Raw genomic sequence first — 21224 nt, 5'->3', positions numbered from 1 at the left:
TCCCGGCTGCTCTCGCCTCGGCAGCCGGGAGCCCGCGCTCACCCTTGACTCACGGACAAAAGTTACGTGTACTTACGGCATGGATGTATACAAAGAGCGGAGGGTCGTCGCACTCGAAGGAAGGCCGGGGAGAGCTTTGGTACTGACGCACGTCGATACCGAACCGCCAGGTGTGTACGGCCGGGCTCTGATCGAGATGGGCTGGGAAATCGACGAGGTGCGTGTCACCTCGTACAGCGACCCCGAGCCTCCGGCGGAGCTCTCGGGTGTGGATGCCCTCATCGTCATGGGCGGCCCCGGTTCGGTCAGCGGCCTTGATCCGAGTACCAGCGGGGAGTGCCGCCTCATTGCCGACGCCGTGTCGTCCGGAGTGCCGTACTGGGGGGTGTGCCTCGGCGCCCAGTTGCTCGCGGCCAGTACGGGCGGCGCGTGCGTGCACGGGGACGGGCCGGAAGTCGGCCACGTCGAGGTCGCGCTGACCGGAGCCGGACACACGGATCCCGTACTGGCCCCGTGGGCCGCGGGAGTCGGCGCGTCCGCGGCACGCGCGACGGTCATGGCGTGGCACAGCGACACCTTCCGGCTGCCGCCTCACGCCCAACTGCTGGCCGGCACCGATCGTTACGCCCACGCTTTCCGCGTGGGGCGCAATGCCTACGGCATCCAGTTCCATCTGGAGGTGACTCCGGACCTGGCCGAGCAGTGGCTGCTGGACGACTCCTACCGGCAGGCCGCGGAGCGGGCGCTGGGACGAGAGGGCCTCAAAGCGTTCCTCGCCGAACACAGATGGCGCGCTTCGGACATGGAGCAGCAGGCACACTTCCTCATGCGGCAGTGGCTCGCGCAGACACCCCAAGCCGCAGCGGGCGCGCAAGCCGACCGGCAGAGGGCGGCGACCTGACCTCACATCGCGGGACGGCGCGCCCGAGTACGGCTTCCGGATGCCGTCCCGCGATGTGGCGCCCTTCGGCCCGGGGTGCCTACGCGTCGTCCGTGTCCCGTCGGCCCCCGTCCCGCGGGGTCGCGGTGTGGCGCTGACGCGGATCGTGGATGTGGGCGACGAGGGCTGTGCGCAACGTGAGTGCGTCCCTGTCCTCGAGCAGGTCGATGAGACGCTCGTGTTCGTCGGCGACGCCGAGCATGTGTTCGCGGTCGGTGGACTCGCCGATCCGGGCCAGATGGACGAACGCGCCCAGCTGGTCGAGCAGTTGGGACAACAGCGGCATCCGCGCCACGGCGGCCAGTGTCCTGTGGAACTCCTCGTCGAGGCGGAAGAAGTCTCCCGGGTCCGACGATCGGGCGATCCGGCGCTGCTTGATGACGGCCAGGCGCAGTTCGTCGAGGTCTTCCGGCTCCACCCGCCGACACGCCTCCACCGTCGCGGCTCCCTCCAGGGCTTCGCGCAGCAGCAGCACCTCGCGTCGGCGCTCGGAAGCGTCCAGGACGAACAGCTGCCGGCGAGCCCCCACCAGCAGCAGTCCATCACGTTGCAGGGACCGCAGGGCCTCGCGCACCGGCGTCCTGGAAACGTTGAAGACCTGGGCCAGCTCGGCTTCGTCCAATACGGAGCCGGCGGCCAGCCGGGCGGTCAGGATGTCCTCGCGCAGCGCGGCGTAGACACGGCTCGCCTTGGTGGCACGCGGCGCCCGCACGACCGGGTCGGGTCCATCCGGCACGGCGCCACCCCCGTCGCTCATCTCGACCTCCTGATCTTGCGGTAAACGCTAGCAGTCCGCTCTTGCACTGCATAACCTCAGGGCCTTTGCATGCACCACTTCGTAATGTATACATTTACGTATGGAGGCCAACGAGCGCGACCATGACCGCGGCGCAGTGAACAGGTCCGCCCCGGGCGGACCGGCGTCGAGACTGGTGCGGGCCGCGATACCCGAAGCCGCCGGGGTAGGCATGTCCGCCCGCGCGGCGGACGCTTTCGTGCGGCGCGCCGTACGCGAGACGGGAGACGGGCGGGACGCCGTCGGAGGCCCCGACGCGATGATCATCGACACCACCCATTTCGACACCGTCCGGTTCCCCCCGCCGCCCTGGGCCCTGTCGGCCTTCGCCGCCGCGGCCGAGCGCGGAGAGCTCGCCTACACCGCCTACCGTGGGGACCCTCACGTCCGTCGGCAGGTGGCCGCGGCTGTGAGCGCGTTTCTCGCGGTGCCGGTCGACCCGGATGACGAGGTGGTCCTGACTCCCGGCACCCAGGCCGGCCTCTTCGCGGCCCTGGCCGCCACGGTCGAGGACGGAGACCGGGTGGCCGTGCCCGACCCCGATTACCTCTTCGACGAGCGGATCGTCAACTTCCTCGGCGCCGGCGTCGAGCGGATCCCCCTGCACCTGTCGGAGGACGGGCCGGCACTCGACCTCGATGCCCTGGACAGCGCCGGGCGCCAAGGCGCGCGCGTGCTCCTGTTGTCCCACCCCAACAACCCCACCGGTGCTGTCTACAGCCGAGCGGTCCTGGCCGACATCGCCCGGATCGTCCAGAAGCACGACATGACCGTCATCGTCGACCAGCTCTACGCCAGGCTCGTCTACGACGGCCCACTCCCCCACCTCGCCGCCGAACCGGCCCTGTACGGCCGCTGCGTCACCCTGCTCGGCCCCTCCAAGACCGAATCGTTGTCGGGCTATCGACTCGGAGTCGTCGTCGCTCCGCCGCGGCTGGCCGATGCGATGGAGGACGTTCTCGCGCTCATGGCATTGCGCGCTCCCGCCTACGCCCAGCACGTCCTCACACCGTGGCTGCGCCACGACCACGCGTGGGTGGCCGCCCGGGTCCGGGAACTGCGCGCCCTGCGCGACATGACCGTCGAACGACTGCGGGAGGTCCCCTACCTGACCGTACGTCCGCAGGCCGGCACCGCCTACCTCTTCCCGGACGTCAGCGCGCTGCGGCTGCCCGACGAACAGATCGCCGCCCGCCTTGTACGCGACGCGCGGATCCTGGTCAGCCCTGGTTACCAGTTCGGTCCCACGGGACGGGGCCACTTCCGGATCTGCTACGCACGCGACGAGCGGCAATGGGCCCACGCGCTGGAGCGCACCGTCGATGTGCTCCACGCCCTGGGTGCGGAGCAGAGACTTTGACCCGCGCACCTGTCCGTGCCGACGGTCCCCCACCGCGTGGATACGCCATCGCCGACACGGAACGCGCCGTCCATACATCTGCCGCCCCGGCCCCCGCCGGTACCTACAGCCAAGCCCTCCGCGCGGGTGACCTGGTCTTCCTCGCCGGACAGACCCCTCGGCACGCCAATGGCGAACGGATGGGCGCGGAGCCGTTCGAAGCCCACGTCCGCCAGGTGCTGGACAACCTGGAAGCGGTCGCCACAGCCGTCGGCGGCACACTGCAGGATGCGGTGAAGGTCCACGTCTACCTGCGCGACCCCGCTCGCAAGGGCGACTTCGACAACGTCTACCGAGACTATGTGTCCCACCCGCCGCCCGCCCGGACTCTCGTCCGGTCCGATCTCCCCGGCATCGAGCTCGAGGTCGATGCCGTGCTGTATCTACCGCGGTCCGATGCCCCGTAAGGCCCAGGGGGTCATCTCTTCTTCGAACGGGAGCGGAGCAGTTCGGTGACGATCGGCAGGGCCGCGAGCAGCACGATGGCGATAATGATCAGCTCAAGGTGCTCGCGGACGAACGCGATGGTGCCCAACCCGGCGCCCAGCAGCGTCAGCCCCGCGCCCCAGATGATGCCGCCGATGACGTTGTAGGTGAGGAAGGAGCGGTAGTCCATGCCGCTCATGCCGGCGACGATCGGTGTAAAGGTACGGATCACCGATACGAAGCGGGCCAAGATGATGGATTTCTTCCCGTGTCTGTCGAAGAACCGACGGCTCCTCCGGAGATTCTCCTCTCTGAAGAGACGGGAGCCGGAGCGTTTGAAGACGGCGGGGCCTGCCTTGCGGCCGAGGAGATATCCGGCCTGATCCCCCAGGATCGCGGCGGCCACCACCAGCAGGCACACCAGCCACAGGGGCTCTTCGATCCCACCGGTGGTGACCAGCAGACCGGTCGTGAACAGCAGCGAGTCGCCGGGCAGGAGGAAGCCGATCGGCAGGCCGGATTCGGTGAAGACGATGACGAGGATCCCGATGAGCCCGAATTCGCCGATCAGGTGGTGGGGGCTCAACCACGAGGGGCCGGACGCGAACACGGTCGTGGACATCACGGGCCGGTGGCTCCCGGTCCCTGGCCGCCCTCTCGCGTGCGGCCCCGGCTCGTGTGACCTCCCCGGCCGGGCGTTCCCCTTTTCATGGGCAGTCTCCGATGCCAGAGCCAGTCGTTTTCCACGAGCGATGCGCGCACTCCGCGGGATCATCTCATCCGGCCCACCCATTCATCCGTATTTGCCAGGATGCGGTGCGCTACCGCTCCTCCTGTGAGGGTGGGGCAGCGGGCTGGAACGGTGGCACCCAACCCGTCGCCCGGCCCCGCGCGTCCAGCAGGCGACCGAGACGTTTGACGGCGCGCACCCCGGTCAGCCACCGGCGCGTCTCGGTGTCGGGGAAACGGCCGGCGATCGCGGCCGCCATCCGGGGAATGTCCTGGACCGAGGGCAGCCACAGACTCACCAGCAGGTCCGCCACTCCTACGCAGGACGCCACCAACCGCGCCTCGGGGAGCACCGTGAAGGCTCGCACCGTCTCCGGCAGGCGCTCCGGCGGTACGCGCGCGGCGAGTGTCGTCGAGACCGGCCAGCCCGCGATCTCCCAGGCCACATCACAGCGCACCGTTATTCCACCGCTCGCCAGCAGTGACTCCGTACGGCGCCGGGCCATGCTCTCGCTGATCCCGCACGCGGCGGCGATCACGGCGTACGAGGCGCGGCCGTCCTCGCCGAGGACGGCCAGCACCTGCTGGTCCACCTCGTCCGCGGGGCGCCGGGGAGGAACCCGTTCGTGCCGTCCCGCCGCCGCGCGCAGGTTGTGGGCGATGTCCGGGGGCAGGGCGCGCAGTCGCCATTGGCTGCCCTCCAGGTGGAGTCTGGCCAGCAGAGTGGTGTCGAAGGAGAGCAGTCCGGGGGCTGTCGACAGCGGTCCGAGCAGGTATTCCCCGAGGGCGACGCGGTTGGGTGCGGCGATCGTGATGAACAGGTCCCGCTCGCCCACGGTCAGCTCCACCGACAGCGCCTCGGGGTGCTGGGCCAGAGCGTCGGCCGTCTCCAGCGCGGTACCCGGCGCACACGACGCGAACACGTACGCGCCGGCGATGTCCGCCGCGCCGTCGCGCACCTGGGAGGGGTAGGCACTCGTCCAGGCCAGGCCGGCCTCGTTCATCCGCGCCCAACGCCGGGCCACGGTGGCAGGGCTGACCTCCAGGGCCTCTCCCAGGAGAGCCCAGGAGGCCCGGGGGTAGATCTGCAGCGCATGCAGGATCCTGAGATCAATTGGAGTGATACGGGAGGAATCCATCAAGGAGCAGCGTAGCCGCTACCCGTCATTTCACCCTGTATATGAACGAAGGGGGGGCAGGCATGTACGCATGACGAGCGCAGCGGGCCGAACGGCCCGGCGTATCCCTGCCGCAATGCCCCTTCCGCCTGACGAAGTTGCCGGATCGGCCGGGTACGCCGCATGCGAGTGGCGTGATGGGCCGTCAGCCGCCTCATCGGTCAACCCTCGCCACCATGGTGTCGACCATCGGTGATCTTCAGGGCCGGGACGCGCGCGTAGCCTCGGGTCCGCCAGCCGCCGTTCTACCGGGAAGTCCCTTATGCTCGCGCGTTCATCCTTGGCCCTGCTCGCCGTTGGCGGCGGGCTCCTCACAGGCCCGCTCAGCGGAACGGCTCAGGCTGCCCCGACGGACACCTGTCTGCCGTCACCTCTCGGACTCGCAGGCCGGTACGCCGAGTTCGTCGCCGAATCCTCGCGTCGCGTCTCGGACTCGGAAGGCGCGGTCGCCATCGGTGGCGACGCGACCCTCGGCGATCCGGAGCGCAAGGAGGGATTCTCCATCGGCAGCCATCTCAGTGGGAGCGAGGTCTCGGCGCTGCCCGGGGGCGCTTCCCTCGTGGTCGGCGGGGATCTGACGGCGAATCAAGTCGTGATCAAGCGCGGCAGGGCGGTCTACCAGAAGCTCATCGAGGCCCCCGGTGCGAGTTTCGCGATCGACGGGCCGCACCAGGCCGGGCCCTCCCCCATCGACTTCTCGAAGGAGTTCTCACAGCTCAGGTCGAGTTCCTCCACATGGGGCGGGCTGGCGGCCACAGGGACGGTGCGCAGCGAGCCGGACACACTGGTACTCGAGGGCGACCAGAGGTTCAACGTCTTCTCCGTCCAGGCCGCCGAGCTGGAAAAGGCCCGGCACATCAAGATCAAGGTTCCCCTGGGGGCCACCGCTCTGGTGAATGTCCTTGGCTCGTCGTACAACATGCACGCGAACGCCACGTACGGCGTCTCCCTGTGGGACCACACCGCGGGACGCTACGTCCAGGACGACTACCAGGCGGGAAGCGACGCCTTCAAGTCCGCGCGCAGCAAGCTGCTGTGGAACTTCCCCCAGGCCACCGAGGTCCTCAAGAACTACACCTCTTGGCCCGGCACGATCCTGGCGCCGAACGCCTCCGTGGCACTGGGGCGAACGGGCCAGGGCGGCGAGGTCGGCCCCGGTCACGTCAACGGGTCCGTCATCGCCAAGGAGATGACCAGCATCTCCGGTGCGGAGACCCACCATATGTCGTTCCGAGGCTGCATACCCGACCCGGAGAAGCCGGAGAAGCCCGACCCGGAAACGCCCGGTCCCGAGAAGCCGACCCCGGAAAAGCCCGATCCGGAGAAGCCCGGCACACCCGGCCCGGAAACATCCGGCCCCGAGAAGCCCGGCACACCCGCCCCGGAGAAGCCGGGCCCGGAGGACAGCACCGGCCCGGAACCGTCCACGCAGCCCTCGCCCAGTGCCGCCCCTGTGGGGAACCTCGCCTCGACCGGCAGCGACAGCATGCTCCTGTACATGGGCCTGGGCGGAACGATGATCGCCGCCGGCACGTTGCTCGCCATCCGGTACGCGAAGCGGCGCGGAACGTCCCAGTAGGTACGCGGGCCCCCTGGTGTCGGGGGGCTTCGTCCGTCCGGCTGGACATGGCAGACCACCGGGCCGTGCTCCTACGTGTGCGTACATGGAGTGGAACACGGCCCGGTGGCGAGAGGACCCAGGCGAACGGGAAACCTGCCGACAGTCCCCTATCGGTCAAATCCCCGGTGCCCCGGCCGCTTTCAGTATGCGTGATCTCGTGGATCACGCGAGCGGACCGAAAGTTGACACCGGACACCGAAAGGTGGATGGTCCAGAACTCGGCCTCGATCGCCGGAACTTGCTCAGCCGTTCCGTGACGCGGTCACCCAGGACTCCACGATGGAGGTGAACATCGGATCCGTTGCCACGGGCCTGAACTGCTTTTCCGGGTGCAGACGAATGGCCTGCTTCACGAGATGCCGGTAGAGGCTGTTCGCATCGCCGATGGGAACCGGACCGTAGCCCTTCTTGCGGAACCCTATGTCGAGGCGAACGGCCATGCTGGGCGGGACGGTCCAGCCGTCGATCCACTTGTCCATGGCGTCATAGACGACCTCCATGACCAGCTCATGGTTGCCGCACACCGCCTCCACATGAGCTCGGGCGACCTCGCGTACCGCTTGCTCGGCCCAGTCGTTGCCCGCCAGGCCGTTCCGCGCCTGCTCCTCCTCGCTGTCGAGCGCGGCCACGGCGGCCTGGTCACCGGCGAGGCTCGAACGCTCCTGTCCCGTCTGCAGCTCGATGATTTTCGACGTCACCACCTTCTGGTAGGTCATGTAGGCCGTTGCCCGTGTGATGGCGTCCTCCTTCGGGGAGGTGGCCTGCTCGATGACGCTCTTGGTCAGCTTTTCCCGGACCTCCAGCATGGCCAGGAAGTCCGCTTCGGTCACCGGCACCTTGTCGGAGAAGAGCGACTCAAGGCTCATGTACACAGCCGGAAGGCTGAGCAGCAGAGCGGGAGGGAAAATCGGCGAAATGGCGGTTCCCACCAGGGACGCCCCGTCCAGCGCGATCGCCTCCTGGTCGCCGTTCTTGATCGCACTCGCGAGGGCGAGTCCGTCCGATGCGACCCCGAACACAAAGGCCACGCGGCCCAAGATCTTCTCGGCTGCCTTTGCGGTGCCCTTGAAGGCGACCGTCCCCGCCTTCACCCCCGTGGCAGCAGCAGCCGCTGCGTCAAGCCCCGAAGACAGTACGCCGGTTACCGCAGACGCCCGGTCCAGAGCACTTACGTCGTCATTGGAGAATGCCGAATAGACACCCCAGACGCCAATCGCGTTGGAGGCACCCGCACCCGCGCCCTTTATGACGACCGTGCGCAGCTTGATCTTGGAGAGAGCCGGCAGCGCTTCCTTGTACGCCTCCTCCAGCTTCTCCACCACCTGCTCCGCCGGGATGGACCTGCCGGCGACATCGGTGAATGCCCCCGGGTTCCTCCTGGCCAGGTAGGCAATCGTCTGCCTGCCCGCTTCGGTGAAGGTCTCCACCAGATCGGACGGGTCCAGTACGGGCACAACCTTTCCCAGTCGGCCCTGCTGGCTGTATGTGCCGAGATCCGAAGAGGAGTCGGGAACCTGGATGGTGGATTCCCGGACAGTGGAAGCGGCGGTCACGGAGACATAGCCCTTGATGTCCTGTCGGTCGTAGTGCCCGGAAGGAACATCACCTGAAACGGGAAAACAGCGTATCCTGCTGCGCCATTCGGGCGCACTGAACACCTTGTCCAGGCCGCCGTACACGCTGCTGCCGTCGATCGAGGTGAGCTGCACCGCGTACTCGCTGCCGTCGGCCTCCAGCAGCCCGCTGCCACCGAAGCTGAAGCGGCCCATGCTCGCCGAGATGGTGATCTCCACCTGCGTGTAGAAATCATTCTCCGCGCACTTGACGGTGATCTTCTGGCCGTCCCATCCGAGCTCGCAGTGCTCCGGCATGATGACGGTGTGCTGCGTCCCCGCCCCCGACGTCTTCCAGCGAAACCCGCTGCCCTCGTCACCGAAGTGGTAGTAGGCCTCGCCGTCTTCTTCGTCATAGCGCACGGAGACGTCGTAATCCGTCTCGTAAGAGTAAGTCTCTTCCTGGCTCATAACAAGAACGCTACAAGCGCCACGAGCTGACGATGCATCATCGATAGTCGTTTTGACATCGGCGCAAGTTGACATCTCTACTTCGGTCGGCATTCCGGGAGTTCACCCCGACGCTTCGCCGCGGGCAACGGCGCCGTTTCACAAGTGCCGAGACTCACACATTCACCCGAGCCGGAACTTTTCATGGCGCTCTACCGTATTCTCCTGTCCGATCATGAGTAAGAACTAACAGAGGCAGGAGATGAACGGAAGAGCCGACAGCGAGGCAAAACCGAAGAACAAGCGTATGGAGTTGAGCTTCGCTCAGGTCGCCGGGAGCGCCTTGGCCGCGGTGGTGGCCGCGCTGCTCGCGGGCCAACTCGGTGTGTACGGCACCGTCATCGGCGCCGGTGTCGTGAGCATCGTGGCCACTTCCGGCGGCACGATCTTCCAGCATGTTTTCAAGCGGACGGGTGAGCAGCTCCGTGAGGCCACGGGCCTGGCGGCGAAGCCGAAACCGCGTCACGCGGGCAGAAGCGACGCCGCGACGAAGGTGCTGCGCCAAGTGGACACCACGCAGGTACTCCCGGCCGAGGACGCGACCCGACTGTTGCCCAATCCTTCCCTCGCGCCCGGGGACGGCAAGGACACGGGCGCGCATTCCACGACACGCGGTGGTGAGCAATTCGATCGCCATTCCGATGAGTTCACGGAGAGAACGACGCACGGCACGCGGTTGCGAGGATGGAAGCGCCCGCTGCTGGCCGCCGGCGCGATCTTCGTCGTCGCCATGGGAGCGGTCACCGCAGTCGAATGGGCAAAGGGTTCGGACGCGTCGGGCGGCAAGGGCAGCACGTCGGTCAGCCGGATCTTCGGCGGGACGCCGGACAAGAAGGACCCGACACCCCAACGGACCCCCACCCCGGGCCACTCCCAGGGCGGCGGCCGGGAAACCGGGAACGGCAAGGAGAATCCGAGCGACGGCCTGACACCGGACCCGGACGTCTCACAGCACGACGGCGGCACAGGCACCGAATCGCCGTCCCCCTCGACGTCCGCCTCGCCCGGCGACGGCTCCACCCCGCACACCGAGTCGGATCCAGACGTTCCCGGCCACACACCGGACGGTGAAAGGGCGGATGACAGCACCGGCACCGACACCGGCACCGGCGGTGCAGGCGCCACCGGCGGCCACATCACCGATCCCAAGCCGCCACAGGACCATGGCGCCGCGGACACCGCGGGCACGGGATTCCAAGAGGGCACCTCGCAGTAACGGAAGCGCTTCAGAACGCCTCAGGGTGCACAGGGGATCTCCTGTGCACCCTGTTTCCGTGACGGCCGGGTTGCCCGACACGCGCTGTGGGTAGCCGTTCCCGGAGCGGTCCGTGGCGGTTTCCTCTCACGATGTTCCCCCGGCGTGCAGCGCCGTTCGGCCCGGGAAATCCTGGGAGAGTGTCACCCTTCGGCGCGATGAGTCCACCTTTGGATCCAATTGGCTGATCCAGTCGAAATGTTGAGGCCCGGTGCGGTATAGATGGGACGGCCAGACGAGGATTCACCATCGCCGCATGAAAGCCGCCGAACCAGGGGCACTCTCCATGGCCTGGCTCCTCTCCGTTGGCGGCTTCCTGCCGTGACCCGGCCGTACTTCCGTAATTCCACGATCGCCCTGCCTTGCGTCAGACAAGGGAAAGTCGAGGCGGTCAGGGTCATCGTGAAGAATCACGGCCCGTCGACAGGGGTGTTCTCTGCAAAGTCGAAGTGAAGGCGAGCGACTGGGGTTATGGGGCGAGTGGAAGAGCAGCGAGCCCGGCAGCGTGAGGCACGCCGTGGCAAGCAGCGGAAGAAAAAGGGCATACGCAGACTCTTCACCTGGAAGAAGATGCTCGGCGCGTTCTTCGGGCTCTGCCTGCTCGCGATGGGCGGCCTCTACGTCCTCCATCTGCTGGTGCCGATCCCCGAGGCGAACGCGATGGCCAGGCGTGAGAACAACGTCTACAAGTACGCCGACGGCAAGGTCTTCGCGCGGGCCGGTCAGGTCAACCGTGACATCGTCGGCCTGGACAAGATCCCCGAAGCGGTCCAGAAGACCTTCGTCGCCTCCGAGAACAAGTCCTTCTACGAGGACAACGGCATCGACCTCATGGGGATCACCCGCGGTCTGTGGAACACCCTCTCCGGCCGTGGCAAACAGGGCGGCTCGACCATCACCCAGCAGTACGTCAAGAACTACTACCTGAACCAGGACCAGACGATCACCCGCAAGCTCAAGGAACTGGTGATCTCCTTCAAGGTCGACCAGCGCTCCAGCAAGGACGAGATCCTCGCCGGTTACATCAACACCAGCTATTTCGGGCGCGGTGCCTACGGTATCCAGGCCGCGGCGCAGGAATACTACGGAGTCGATTCCACCAAGCTGACCGTCGAGCAGGGCGCCTATCTCGCGGCGGTGCTCCAGGCCCCCAGTCAGTACGACTGGGCGGTGGCCACCGACACCGGCAAGAAGCTGGTGACCGACCGCTGGAACTATGTGCTCGACAACATGGTCGAGATGAAGGAGCTCGACGCCGGGCAGCGCGCGGGGATGAAGTTCCCGACGCCCGCCGAAGCCAAGCCCGCCGCCGGACTCGGGGGCCAGAACGGCTATCTGGTGCAGGCCGCCAATGCCGAGATGCGCAGGCAGGGCGTGAGCGATCAGGAGTTGCAGCAAGGCGGCTGGACGATCACCCTCAACATCGACCGGAAGAAGCAGAAGCTGCTGGAAGACGCGGTCGCCAAGGAACTCACCCGCAAGCTGGACCCGGCCAAGCGCAAGGTCGACGCGGACGTCCAGGCCGGCGCGGTCTCGGTGGACCCGAACAACGGCGAGATCCTCGCCCTCTACGGCGGCCAGGACTACGCGAAGCACCAGCTCAACAACGCGACCAACACGACCTACCAGCCCGCCTCCACCTTCAAGCCCGCGATTCTCGCCGCCGCGTTCAACGCGGGCTCCCGGACCCAGGACGGCAAGCCGATCACGGCTGACACCATCTACAACGGTGACACCGAGCGGCCGGTCAAGGGCCCGGGTGGCAACGGCTACGCCCCGCCCAACGAGGACGACATCTCCTACGGTTCCATCACCGTCCAGGAGGCCATGGACAAGTCGGTCAACACGGTCTTCGCCCAGATGGGTGTGGATGTGGGGCTCGACCAGGTCCAGGACGACGCTTACGAGCTCGGCATGGCCGACATCAAGGGGCAGAAGGCGCACCCGGCCATCACGCTGGGCTCCTACGGGGCCAGCCCCATGCAGATGGCCGGTGTGTACGCCACGCTCGCCAATCACGGCGAGAAGGTCACCCCGACCATCATCAAGGAGGCCCAGCACCCGACGCGTTCCTACAGCCCGCAGCGTGCCATCGGCGACCAGGTGATCAGCAGGGAGGCCGCGGACGGCGTCACGTCGGTGCTCACCGGTGTGGTCGACGACGGTACGGCCAAGGAATCGGTGCGGGACGCCCGCAACCGGGGCGGTCGGCAGGTGGCCGGCAAAACCGGCACCTCCGACGACAACAAGTCGGCCTGGTTCGTCGGCTACACCCCGAACCTGGTCACCTCGGTCGGCCTGTGGGGCCAGGCCGCCGGGCCCCGTGAGATGAAGGTGGACGGCAAGAAGGTGACCGTCCCGAAGGGTGGTCAGGTCACCATCTCGGGCGCGGCGGGCGCCGACGGCCGGATCGCCGGTGGCAGCTACCCGGCCAGGATCTGGTCGGCCTACGCTTTCGAAGCGGTGCGGGGCGACCACGCCAAGTTCGACCTGGAGACCGGCCAGGGCTCCGGAGCCGAACCGACCCCGCCGATCACCGATACGCCGGAGGAGCCCCTGCCGTCGAGGACGCCGGACAGCGTTCCGACGCCCACGCCCCGGCCGACCGCCCCGACCGCCCCGCCGTCTCCCCCGACGATCCCGCCGAACCCGACGAACCCGCCGACGGGGACACCGACGGGCCGCCCGACGGACGGCCCGACCGGCCCGACGCGCAACCCGACGGCCGATCCACCGCCAGGCGGCGGTAACTGATCACGAGGTGCTGGCAGTTGACGCTCGGGCGGACTCCGTCGGCCCGAGCGTCATCCCCATCGCTTCAGTTTCGACCCCAGGGACGGTTCGGCCAGATCCTCCTGGAGGGTCACCGGTACCTTCAACGCGTCGGGGCCGCTGCCCGCCGTCAGCACACCGACCTCGGTGCCCGCCTTGGCCGTGCGCGGGAGGGATTTGCCGTCGTCGTCGAGGTGAAGGTCCAGCTGATGGCCCGGCACGCCGAGGACCTTGAGGTCCTTGGCCGCGACGAGGGGGGTCCGGCCGCCGAGTCCGTCGTCGAGATGGCCGACGACCTGGCCCTTGTCGACGGCGACGGAGGAGGTCAGTGCGCTACGGACCGCCTCGATGATCTTCTTGCTGTTGTCCTTGACCAGGACGAGGCTGTTGGCGCCGTTGGGGTCCGGGCCGTCGACGCGCTGGTCGAGCAACGTGCCGAGGATCAGCGGCGTCTCGTCGTCGATCGTCTTGTAGGCGGCCCACATCAGGGCGCCGCCTGCCGGCGTGTTGGATCCGGTCTTGATGCCTGTGATGCTCAGGCCCGCGAGCAGGAGGTTGTCGTTGTTGTTGACGATCTGCTGGGGCAGGCCCTCGATGGTGGCGTTCGGCAGCGCGACGACCGGCCGGAACGCGTCGAACCTCATGACCGCCTCGGCCAGCTTGAGCTGGTCGACAGCGGTGCTCACGGTCTTGGCGTCGAGGCCGCTGGGGTCGGTGTAGGTGGTGTCCTTCATGCCGAGCGCCTTGGCCGCGTCGTTCATCTTCCGCACGAACGCGGTCTCGGTATCGCTGCCGGTGTCCCAACGGGCCAGCAGCCGGGCGATGTTGTTGCCCGACGGGATCATGAGCATCTTCAGCATGTCCTGCTGGCTGAACTTCGTGCCGGCCGTCAGACCTTCGACGCGTGACTCGTCCTCCGACATGCCGTCCTGCACGGCCTTGTCGTCGACCTCGATCGCCGGGCCCGCCTCGTCCTTCTTGAGCGGGTGCTCCTTGAGGAGCACATACGCCGTCATCACCTTGGCGACACTCGCGATCGGCACGGGCTTCTGTTTCCCGAAGGTGCCGAGGCTGCCCATGCCCTGGGCCTGGACGGCGCCCTGTCCCTTCTCGGGCCACGGGATGTCGAACCGTCCGTCGAAGGTGTAGGAGGAGGTGCCACCGGCGAGTTCGAGCGTCGCGTCGGGCAGGGGGCGCACCGCCTGCACGGCCATGAGGACGGCGGCCAGGGCCAGGGCGATCGGTGTCCAGATCTTGAGCCGCCGAACGATGGTCCGGGCCGGGGTCTCGGGCGGCGGCGGGGTGTTGGTGAGCTGTGCGAGCAGGTCCAGGGGCGTCGGCGGCGGGGACTGCTCGGCCTCGGGCTGCGGGCCGGACCGAGCCGACGGGGCGCCCCCGGGCACCGGAGCGGCGGCCGCCGTCTCCTCCTCCACCGCACCCGGCCGACCGGGGCGGCCGGACTTCTCTTCGCGGGGACGGACGGTACCCGGCGGAACCGAACGCTGTCGCTCCGCGGCCGCGACGTCGGTCAGGGCGACTGCCACGATCCGGCCGGTCCGCTCCGGGGCCGACTCGGCGCCGTGGTCGGTGACGGCGGAGTCGGTCTGCTCGACATCGTTGTCGTCTTCGGTGTCGCCGTCCGGTTCGGTGTCGTCGTCCGGTTCGCTCTCTGTTGTGGCCTTGCTGTCTTCGCCCCTGGAGGTGGCTTCGTCGCGAGGGCCCGAGGTCGTGAGGCTGTCCTCGGCGGTGGCGGTAGTGGCCGCATCGTCGGTGGCGTCCCGGCCGGCTGTCTCGGTATCCGTCTCGCTATCCGTCCCGGTCGGGACGTCGGCTTCGGTGTCGCACGCGTCGGCCCGCTCATCGGACGCGGTACGTTCCGTGCTCTCGGTCGCCGCATCGGTGTCGGGCGGCGCCGCTGCCGGGTGAGGCGCCTGCTCTTCTTCCGGCTCCGGTGTGGGCTCCTCGCTCGTCGTGTCGGTTGTGGCCTGAACCGACTCCGGGAGCCCATCAGCCGCCGGTTCGGGTTCCGGGGTGCGGGACGGCACGGTTCGCGGTTCGTGTCCGCTCGCCGACGCCCTTTCCGGGAGTCGCTTCGGCTCCGCCTTGTCGGGGTCCTCGCCCACTGCTGGTGTCTCACTCATCTGTCGCGCCGCCGCCTTGTGCTTGCCTGGCCCGGGTCCGGCCAGTGATCCCGTGTTGCCCGGCCGTCCCCGTACGGGGACGGCTCACCGCTTCAGTACCGCTTCCATGACCGCCTTGGCGATCGGGGCGCCCAGCCGGCCGCCCGCGATGTCGGAGGGGGAGATGTTCATGTCCTTGGGGTCGACGAGGACGGCGACCGCGACCGGGGAGGAGCCGTCGCTCTGCTTGGCGTAGGACACGAACCAGGCGTACGGCCGCTCGTCATCGACGTTGACGCCGTGCTCGGCCGTACCGGGCTTGCCGCCGACCGTGACGCCGTCGATCTTCACCTTGCTTCCCGTGCCGTCGCTCACGGTGTACTCCATCATCTCCTGCACCTTTTTCGCGGTGCTCTCGGAGACGGCCTGGTTCAGTTCCTCGGGTTCGGCCTTCTCGATCGTCGACAGGTCGGGGCCGCGCAGTTCGTCCACCATGTACGGCTTCATCACCTTGCCGTCGTTGGCGAGCCCGGCGGTGACCATGGCCATCTGCAGCGGCGTGCTGGCCACGCTGCCCTGGCCCATGCCGGTCAGCGCGGTCTGGGGCTGGTCCAGTTCACCGGGATAGCCACTGGCGACCGTGCGGACGGGGGTGAACTGTTCCTTGTTGAAGCCGAACTTCTCCGCCGTCTCGCGCATCTGGTCCTTGCCGGTCCTGTGCGCGGCGTCGAGGAAGATGTTGTTGCAGGACCACTGCATGCCCGTCTTCATCGAGACCTTGTCGCACTGTGCGTCGGGGACGACATTGCCGATTTTCTTGCGGCTCAGCGGTAGCTGGTAGGGGGACGGAATGCCCGAAGAGGCGTTGATGTCGGTGACCGTGCCGTGTTCGAGGGCAGCCGCCGCTGTGAGGATCTTGAAGGTCGAGCCGGGCGGGTAGGTCTCGCGGATCGCCCGGTTGCTCAGTGGTTTGTCCTTGCTCTTGTCCAGCCTCTGGAACTCCTCCCCTTCCTTGCCCGACATACCGGCGAAGACGGAGGGGTCGTAGGACGGCGTGCTCACCATGGCGAGGATCCTGCCGGTGCGCGGGTCGAGGGCGACCACCGCGCCCTTGGCGTCGAGGTCGGTCAGCCCTTTGTAGGCGGCCCGCTGTGCCTTGGGGTCGATGGTGGTGACGACATCGCCGCCCTGCGGCTTCTCGCCGGTCAGCAGGGAGAGGGGGCTGCCGAGGAGCCTGCTGTCCTTGCCGCTGAGTATGTCGCCGTGGACGCCTTCGAGGAAGGTTGCGCCCTGGGCCTGGGAAAAGTAGCCGGTGACCGGTGCGTACATCGGTCCGTTCTTGAAGACGCGCTTGTACTTGAAGTCCGAGCCGGAGGTCTGCACGGAGCCGGTGATCGATTCACCGCCGACGATGATGTTGCCGCGGGGCTCGGAGAATGCCTCGATCCGCACCCGCCGGTTGTGCGGGTCACTGGCCAGTTTGTCGCCTCTGGCGAACTGCACCCACGTGGCCTGTACGAGCAGGGCCAGCACCAGTACCCCGCAGAAGACGGCTATGTGCCTCAGCGGCTTGTTCATTGTTCTCCAGATGAGGTCTCGCGGCAGTTGCCGGCTTCGTGGGAAGGGCCGGCGGCAACGGCGGTGTCATGACGGGTCGGCGGTGACGGCGGACAGCAGGCTGCGGACGACGGGCCCCGCGGAGGCGCCGCCGGTCTTCCCCTTCTCGACGACGCAGGCCACGGCGATGTTGCCGCGGTGAGCGACGATCCAGCCGTTGTTGGGGTCTTCCTCGGTGACCTCGGCGGTGCCGGTCTTCGCACCGACGCCACCGGGCAGATCGGCCAGGACCTTCGCCGTGCCGTCGGTGACGGTGGCACGCATCATCGCGCGCAGCTGGGTGACGACGTCCTGTGGCAGTTTTTCGGTGGTCGTCGTGTCCTTGGTCCCACCGGTGATCGTGGGCTGGTGGAACGTACCGGAGACCGCGGTCGCGGTGACGGATGCCATGAGCAGCGGGTTGGCCAGTACCTTGCCCTGTCCGATCATCGAGGCGGCCTTCTCGGTCTGGTCACGGGGTGCGGGGACCGAGCCGTCGAACGAGGGAATGCCGATGTGCCATTCCTGGCCGATCCCGAAGTACTTGCGGGCGACGTCGCCCAGCTCCCGGTCGCCGAGCTTGTCGCGCAGGCTGATGAAAGCGGTGTTGCACGACTCGGTGAAGTCCTGGAGGAAGGTGGCGTCGCGGTGTTCGCCGGTCTCGACGTTGTGGAACTGCTTGCCGACGGTGAGGTACTTGGGGCAGTCCACGACGTCGCTCGGTTTGACGGCGTTCTTGAGCATCAGTGCGCTGGTGGTGACGACCTTCCAGGTGGATCCCGGCGCGTAGGTGCCGGAGACGGCGCGGTTGAAGCCGGAAGCGGGCGAGTTCGCCACGGCGAGGATCTCGCCGTTGTCGATGCGCAGGGCGACGAGCGCGGCGTCCTTGCCCTTGGCCTCGGACGCGAGGGCCTTCTCGGCGGCGGTCTGCCAGGTGGAGTCGAGCGTGGTGCGGATCGGCTGGTCGGTGGGTCGGTCGGGCTTCTTGCCGAAGGTGGCTTCCGTGCCCTTGACCTCTCCGGTGGCCCGGTCGACGAGCTGGATCGCACCGCGAGGGCCTGCTCCCGCGGCTCCGGAGAGCTGGTTCAGCACCGGGGCCAGGGAAGGGTGCTTTCCGCCTGACAAGGCGGCGCCCCCACGGTCGGTGATCTCGGGGCGGTCGGTGTCCTCGCGCTCCAGACGGAACTTCTCGGTGCTGCTCAGCTTCGGGTGGACGAGGGCCGGCGTCCAGTCCACCTTCCATGTGCCGTCCTGCTGCTTCCGCAGGGGCAGCTTCGAGTCGTAGGTCCATGTCCCCAGGTCGGTGACGGGCATCTTGGCGGTGAAGGGGACGCTGACGGTGCCGTTCCCGGACACTGTGGCGTTCGCCGCGGTCAGGGTCGGTTTGTCGATGCCGAGTCCGGCGGTGAAATTGCGCAGCACGTCCTGGGCCTTGCCGGGGTCGGTGGTACGGCGGCCCGCGTTCGGCATGCGGTCACCCGCCCAGTCCGCCAGGAACGCCCGTGCCTCGGCCACGGCCGCGGGGTCGGGACCGGCCGCCGCGGAGTCGGCGGCGAAGGGACCCAGCTCGGCGAGGTACGCCCCGCCCGCGGCGACGGCGAGCACCAGAGCCCCCGCGGTGGCCGACCGGGCCACCTTGCGGGGCTTGCGGCGGGAGGTGGTGCGGTTTCGGGTTTCAGGCATCGGGGAGTCCTGGTCCTTGTACTCATCCACTGTTATCAGGAGAAGAGCAGCGCGCCCCGGTATGTGTCCAAGTTCCTTATCGTTCTTGAATCGATTAATTTGGGATATCGTTGCTGGCTATGGATCTGATGCGGCACTTGGAGTGCTTTGTGGCTGTTGCAGAAGAGTCACATTTCGGCCGTGCCGCGGAGCGGCTGGGCATCGCCCAGCCGCCCCTGTCGCAGCGCATCCAGCGTCTGGAGCGCGAGCTGGGGGTGCGCCTGTTCGAGCGGACCAGCCGACAGGTGACGATCACCAAGGCCGGGACGCTGCTCCTGGACGAGGCCCGTGAGCTGCTCGCCCGCTCCGAGGCGCTGATGGCCACCGCCCGCCGGGTCCGCGACGGCGAGAGCGGGCTGCTGCGCGCCGCCCTGCCGCCCGACATCCCCGGCGAAACCGTCGCCGCGATCCTGGCGGACTTCCGGCAGCGCCATGCCGGTGTGGAGCTGGAGCTGCGCGAGCTGTCCACCGCCGAGCAGCTCGCCCAGTTCGCCTCGCACGAGCTGGACGTCGGGCTGATCCATCACCCCTGTGACGTCTCCGGCCTCGAACTGGGCCCGGTGCTGCGCCGTGAGGTGGGGGTGCTGCTGCCCCGCGACGCCCCGGCCGCCGCACTCGACGAGGTACCGCTGACCGCCCTCACCGGATACGACCTGGTCCTCTTCCACCGCGCGGCCGCTCCGTCCCTGCACGACGACGTGCTGACCACCTGCGCCCGCAACGGCTACTCCCCCGCGGCCGTCCGGCACGGCCAGGGCGCCAGCTTCGTCCGCGGTCTGATCCTCTCCGCGCACGCCGTCGCCTTCAGCCCACGGGACGCCCACCCCGCGGGCGCCGCCGACCGGGACCCGGACGTCGTCTGGCGCCCTCTCGCCGGGGCCCCGCTGGCCTGGCGCCACTCCGTCGCCTGGCCGCAAGGGCGCAGCGACACCGTCGTCGGCGCCTTCGCGGAGGCGGCCACACACGCGCTGCGGAACACCACCGCCATGAGCGCCGCCCCGCCCACACACCCGCTCCATCTGCGCCCGGCAGCGGAGTACTGGCTGTGACCGGCGCTCTCGCCCGCATCCGCGATGCCTTCGACAGTGCCGGTGTCACCGGCCGACTGCACGCCCTCGACATCGACTCCGGTGCGGAGATCAACGCGGGCGCCGATCTCCCGGTCGTCACCGCCAGCGTGCACAAGCTCTGTCTGCTCGTCGCACTCCACCAACAGGCCGCGGCGGGGCGCGTAGACCTCACCGAGCAGATCGAGTGCCCGCCGGCCGGCCGTACCTCGGGGCCCACCGGGCTGGCCGCCATGCTCGACCCCGTCCGCATGTCACTGCGCGACGCCGCCTATCTGATGATGGCCGTCAGCGACAACACCTCCGCCGACGTCCTCCTGGAGCGGGTCGGCCTCGATGCCGTCAATCACGCCACCGCCCGGCTCGGCCTCGCCCATACCCACGCCGTCCACACGTTCGGCCGGATCCTCGCCACCATCAGGCAGGACGCGGGACCCGGCGGCCCGCAGGCGCTGACCGATCCGTACGTCGTCGCCCGGCTGCGCGCCCTCGATCCCGCCCGCACCAACCGCAGCACCCCGCGCGACATGACCCGCCTGCTCGCCGCCGTCTGGCGTGACGAAGCCTGCGCGCCCGAACACTGCGCCGCGATCCGCCGTCTCCTCGGCCTGCAGGTCTGGCCCCATCGCATGGCCTCGGGCTTCCCCTTCGACGACGTCCACGTCGCGGGCAAGACCGGCAGCCTGCCGACCGTGCGCAACGAGGTCGGCGTCATCGAATACCCCGACGGCGGCCGCTACGCCGTCGCGGTCTTCACCCGCGCCGCCAGCACCGCCGCCACGCTCCCTCCGGCCGACGCCGTCATCGGCACCACGGCCCGTATCGCCGTCGACGCGCTCCGCGCCCTATAGCGGATTCAACCCTTTTGTAACCTCGGCGTCATTCCCGACCGCCAGGCTTCACCTACGGGCCGGAAGCCGTTCCACCTCGGCCTCGTCTCCACTCCGGCCGTCCTCGAACGCTTAGGAACCGACGCGTGAACCCCATCGACCTGCTCGCCGAACTCTTCGCCGGAGAAGGCGGCGCCGAATACCTCGGTGAGGCCGTCACCCAGGCCGAGCACATGCTCCAGGCCGGGGCGCTCGCCGAGGCCGCCGGTGCTCCGCCGCACCTCGTCGCGGCCGCCCTGCTGCACGACATCGGACATTTCCATGGCGCCGTCACCGGCCGGGACCTGATGGAGGGCGGTCAGGACAACCGGCACAGCCACACCGGCGCCGACTGGCTCGACCGGTACTTCGGCCCCGAGGTGACCGAGCCCGTACGGCTGCACGTGGCCGCCAAGCGGTATCTGTGCGCGGTGGAGCCCGGCTATTTCGAGCTTCTCTCGGAGGCGTCCGTGCACACGCTCAAGGTGCAGGGCGGTCCCATGTCCCCTGATCAGGCAAGGGAGTTCGCGGCGTCACCCGGGTCCCGGGATGCCGTCGCCGTGCGCCGCTGGGACGAGCAGGCGAAGGATCCGGAGTTCGCGACCCCGGGCTTCGAGCACTTCCGCCCGCTGCTCGAATCGCTGCTCACTCGCTCGTGAGGCGGTGCCCCG

The 21224-nt window shown here is 68.4% G+C and carries 16 protein-coding genes; 9 read left to right on the top strand and 7 right to left on the bottom strand.

Features of this window, described 5'->3' with window-relative positions; all coding sequences use genetic code 11:
* Positions 1-79: 79 nt before the first annotated feature.
* On the top strand, positions 80-901 hold the full coding sequence (locus ACWD4A_RS25435) for a type 1 glutamine amidotransferase (protein WP_451197434.1): 822 nt from the start codon (positions 80-82) through the stop codon (positions 899-901).
* Positions 902-980: 79 nt separating this feature from the next.
* Here the strand turns inward: ACWD4A_RS25435 and ACWD4A_RS25430 are convergent, their stop codons facing one another.
* Complete coding sequence (locus tag ACWD4A_RS25430) at positions 981-1697, bottom strand: GntR family transcriptional regulator (RefSeq protein WP_451197433.1); 717 nt, start codon at positions 1695-1697, stop codon at positions 981-983.
* 100 nt (positions 1698-1797) lie between these two features.
* Between ACWD4A_RS25430 and ACWD4A_RS25425 the strand changes: the two genes are divergently transcribed.
* On the top strand, positions 1798-3096 hold the full coding sequence (locus ACWD4A_RS25425; RefSeq protein ID WP_451197431.1) for an aminotransferase class I/II-fold pyridoxal phosphate-dependent enzyme: 1299 nt from the start codon (positions 1798-1800) through the stop codon (positions 3094-3096).
* On the top strand, positions 3093-3542 hold the full coding sequence (locus ACWD4A_RS25420; RefSeq protein WP_451197430.1) for a RidA family protein: 450 nt from the start codon (positions 3093-3095) through the stop codon (positions 3540-3542). The genes ACWD4A_RS25425 and ACWD4A_RS25420 overlap by 4 nt, the downstream gene beginning before the upstream one ends.
* Before the next feature lie 11 nt (positions 3543-3553).
* Here ACWD4A_RS25420 and ACWD4A_RS25415 read toward each other — a convergent pair whose 3' ends face one another.
* Together ACWD4A_RS25415 and ACWD4A_RS25410 are read right to left on the bottom strand one after the other, a co-directional pair.
* On the bottom strand, positions 3554-4183 hold the full coding sequence (locus ACWD4A_RS25415) for a DedA family protein (protein ID WP_451197428.1): 630 nt from the start codon (positions 4181-4183) through the stop codon (positions 3554-3556).
* 199 nt (positions 4184-4382) lie between these two features.
* Positions 4383-5429, bottom strand: a complete 1047-nt coding sequence (locus tag ACWD4A_RS25410) for an Lrp/AsnC family transcriptional regulator (RefSeq protein ID WP_451197426.1) — start codon at positions 5427-5429, stop codon at positions 4383-4385.
* A 301-nt stretch (positions 5430-5730) separates the two neighbouring features.
* Between ACWD4A_RS25410 and ACWD4A_RS25405 the strand changes: the two genes are divergently transcribed.
* Positions 5731-7047 (top strand): choice-of-anchor A family protein, encoded by a 1317-nt coding sequence (locus ACWD4A_RS25405; protein ID WP_451197425.1) that lies wholly within the window; start codon positions 5731-5733, stop codon positions 7045-7047.
* A gap of 284 nt (positions 7048-7331) precedes the next feature.
* Here the strand turns inward: ACWD4A_RS25405 and ACWD4A_RS25400 are convergent, their stop codons facing one another.
* Positions 7332-9113, bottom strand: coding sequence for a hypothetical protein (locus ACWD4A_RS25400; RefSeq protein ID WP_451197424.1), 1782 nt, complete (start codon positions 9111-9113; stop codon positions 7332-7334).
* Positions 9114-9399: 286 nt separating this feature from the next.
* Here ACWD4A_RS25400 and ACWD4A_RS25395 point away from each other — a divergent pair, with 286 nt between their 5' ends.
* Complete coding sequence (locus ACWD4A_RS25395) at positions 9400-10368, top strand: hypothetical protein (protein ID WP_451197422.1); 969 nt, start codon at positions 9400-9402, stop codon at positions 10366-10368.
* A 510-nt stretch (positions 10369-10878) separates the two neighbouring features.
* Positions 10879-13161, top strand: coding sequence for a transglycosylase domain-containing protein (locus ACWD4A_RS25390; RefSeq protein ID WP_451197421.1), 2283 nt, complete (start codon positions 10879-10881; stop codon positions 13159-13161).
* 50 nt (positions 13162-13211) lie between these two features.
* On the opposite strand, the gene ACWD4A_RS25385 is transcribed toward ACWD4A_RS25390, so the two are convergent.
* The 3 genes from ACWD4A_RS25385 to ACWD4A_RS25375 form a co-directional block, all read right to left on the bottom strand.
* Complete coding sequence (locus ACWD4A_RS25385; RefSeq protein WP_451197420.1) at positions 13212-15320, bottom strand: D-alanyl-D-alanine carboxypeptidase; 2109 nt, start codon at positions 15318-15320, stop codon at positions 13212-13214.
* Positions 15321-15404: 84 nt separating this feature from the next.
* Positions 15405-16877 (bottom strand): peptidoglycan D,D-transpeptidase FtsI family protein, encoded by a 1473-nt coding sequence (locus tag ACWD4A_RS25380; protein ID WP_451197419.1) that lies wholly within the window; start codon positions 16875-16877, stop codon positions 15405-15407.
* 66 nt (positions 16878-16943) lie between these two features.
* On the bottom strand, positions 16944-18578 hold the full coding sequence (locus ACWD4A_RS25375; protein WP_451197417.1) for a penicillin-binding transpeptidase domain-containing protein: 1635 nt from the start codon (positions 18576-18578) through the stop codon (positions 16944-16946).
* 119 nt (positions 18579-18697) lie between these two features.
* Here ACWD4A_RS25375 and ACWD4A_RS25370 point away from each other — a divergent pair, with 119 nt between their 5' ends.
* The 3 genes from ACWD4A_RS25370 to ACWD4A_RS25360 all read left to right on the top strand — a co-directional run bounded on the left by ACWD4A_RS25370 (position 18698) and on the right by ACWD4A_RS25360 (position 21212).
* Positions 18698-19666 (top strand): LysR family transcriptional regulator, encoded by a 969-nt coding sequence (locus ACWD4A_RS25370; RefSeq protein ID WP_451197416.1) that lies wholly within the window; start codon positions 18698-18700, stop codon positions 19664-19666.
* The gene (locus tag ACWD4A_RS25365) at positions 19663-20535 is read left to right on the top strand and encodes a serine hydrolase (protein WP_451197415.1); all 873 of its coding nucleotides are present in this window, start codon (positions 19663-19665) and stop codon (positions 20533-20535) included. The genes ACWD4A_RS25370 and ACWD4A_RS25365 overlap by 4 nt, the downstream gene beginning before the upstream one ends.
* Before the next feature lie 125 nt (positions 20536-20660).
* Positions 20661-21212, top strand: a complete 552-nt coding sequence (locus ACWD4A_RS25360; protein ID WP_451197413.1) for a phosphonate degradation HD-domain oxygenase — start codon at positions 20661-20663, stop codon at positions 21210-21212.
* The last annotated feature ends 12 nt before the right edge of the window (positions 21213-21224 follow it).

Source organism: Streptomyces sp. NPDC002537 (genome assembly GCF_053594975.1).
This window is presented reverse-complemented; position numbering and strand designations above follow the sequence as displayed.

Coding starts and splice junctions, on each gene's coding strand:
- ACWD4A_RS25390 (WP_451197421.1), top strand. CDS start 10,879: ATGGGGCGAGTGGAAGAGCAGCGAGCCCGGCAGCGTGAGGCACGCCGT.
- ACWD4A_RS25410 (WP_451197426.1), bottom strand. CDS start 5,429: ATGGATTCCTCCCGTATCACTCCAATTGATCTCAGGATCCTGCATGCG.
- ACWD4A_RS25400 (WP_451197424.1), bottom strand. CDS start 9,113: ATGAGCCAGGAAGAGACTTACTCTTACGAGACGGATTACGACGTCTCC.
- ACWD4A_RS25395 (WP_451197422.1), top strand. CDS start 9,400: ATGGAGTTGAGCTTCGCTCAGGTCGCCGGGAGCGCCTTGGCCGCGGTG.
- ACWD4A_RS25425 (WP_451197431.1), top strand. CDS start 1,798: ATGGAGGCCAACGAGCGCGACCATGACCGCGGCGCAGTGAACAGGTCC.
- ACWD4A_RS25370 (WP_451197416.1), top strand. CDS start 18,698: ATGGATCTGATGCGGCACTTGGAGTGCTTTGTGGCTGTTGCAGAAGAG.
- ACWD4A_RS25435 (WP_451197434.1), top strand. CDS start 80: ATGGATGTATACAAAGAGCGGAGGGTCGTCGCACTCGAAGGAAGGCCG.
- ACWD4A_RS25415 (WP_451197428.1), bottom strand. CDS start 4,183: ATGTCCACGACCGTGTTCGCGTCCGGCCCCTCGTGGTTGAGCCCCCAC.
- ACWD4A_RS25385 (WP_451197420.1), bottom strand. CDS start 15,320: ATGAGTGAGACACCAGCAGTGGGCGAGGACCCCGACAAGGCGGAGCCG.
- ACWD4A_RS25430 (WP_451197433.1), bottom strand. CDS start 1,697: ATGAGCGACGGGGGTGGCGCCGTGCCGGATGGACCCGACCCGGTCGTG.
- ACWD4A_RS25380 (WP_451197419.1), bottom strand. CDS start 16,877: ATGAACAAGCCGCTGAGGCACATAGCCGTCTTCTGCGGGGTACTGGTG.
- ACWD4A_RS25405 (WP_451197425.1), top strand. CDS start 5,731: ATGCTCGCGCGTTCATCCTTGGCCCTGCTCGCCGTTGGCGGCGGGCTC.
- ACWD4A_RS25375 (WP_451197417.1), bottom strand. CDS start 18,578: ATGCCTGAAACCCGAAACCGCACCACCTCCCGCCGCAAGCCCCGCAAG.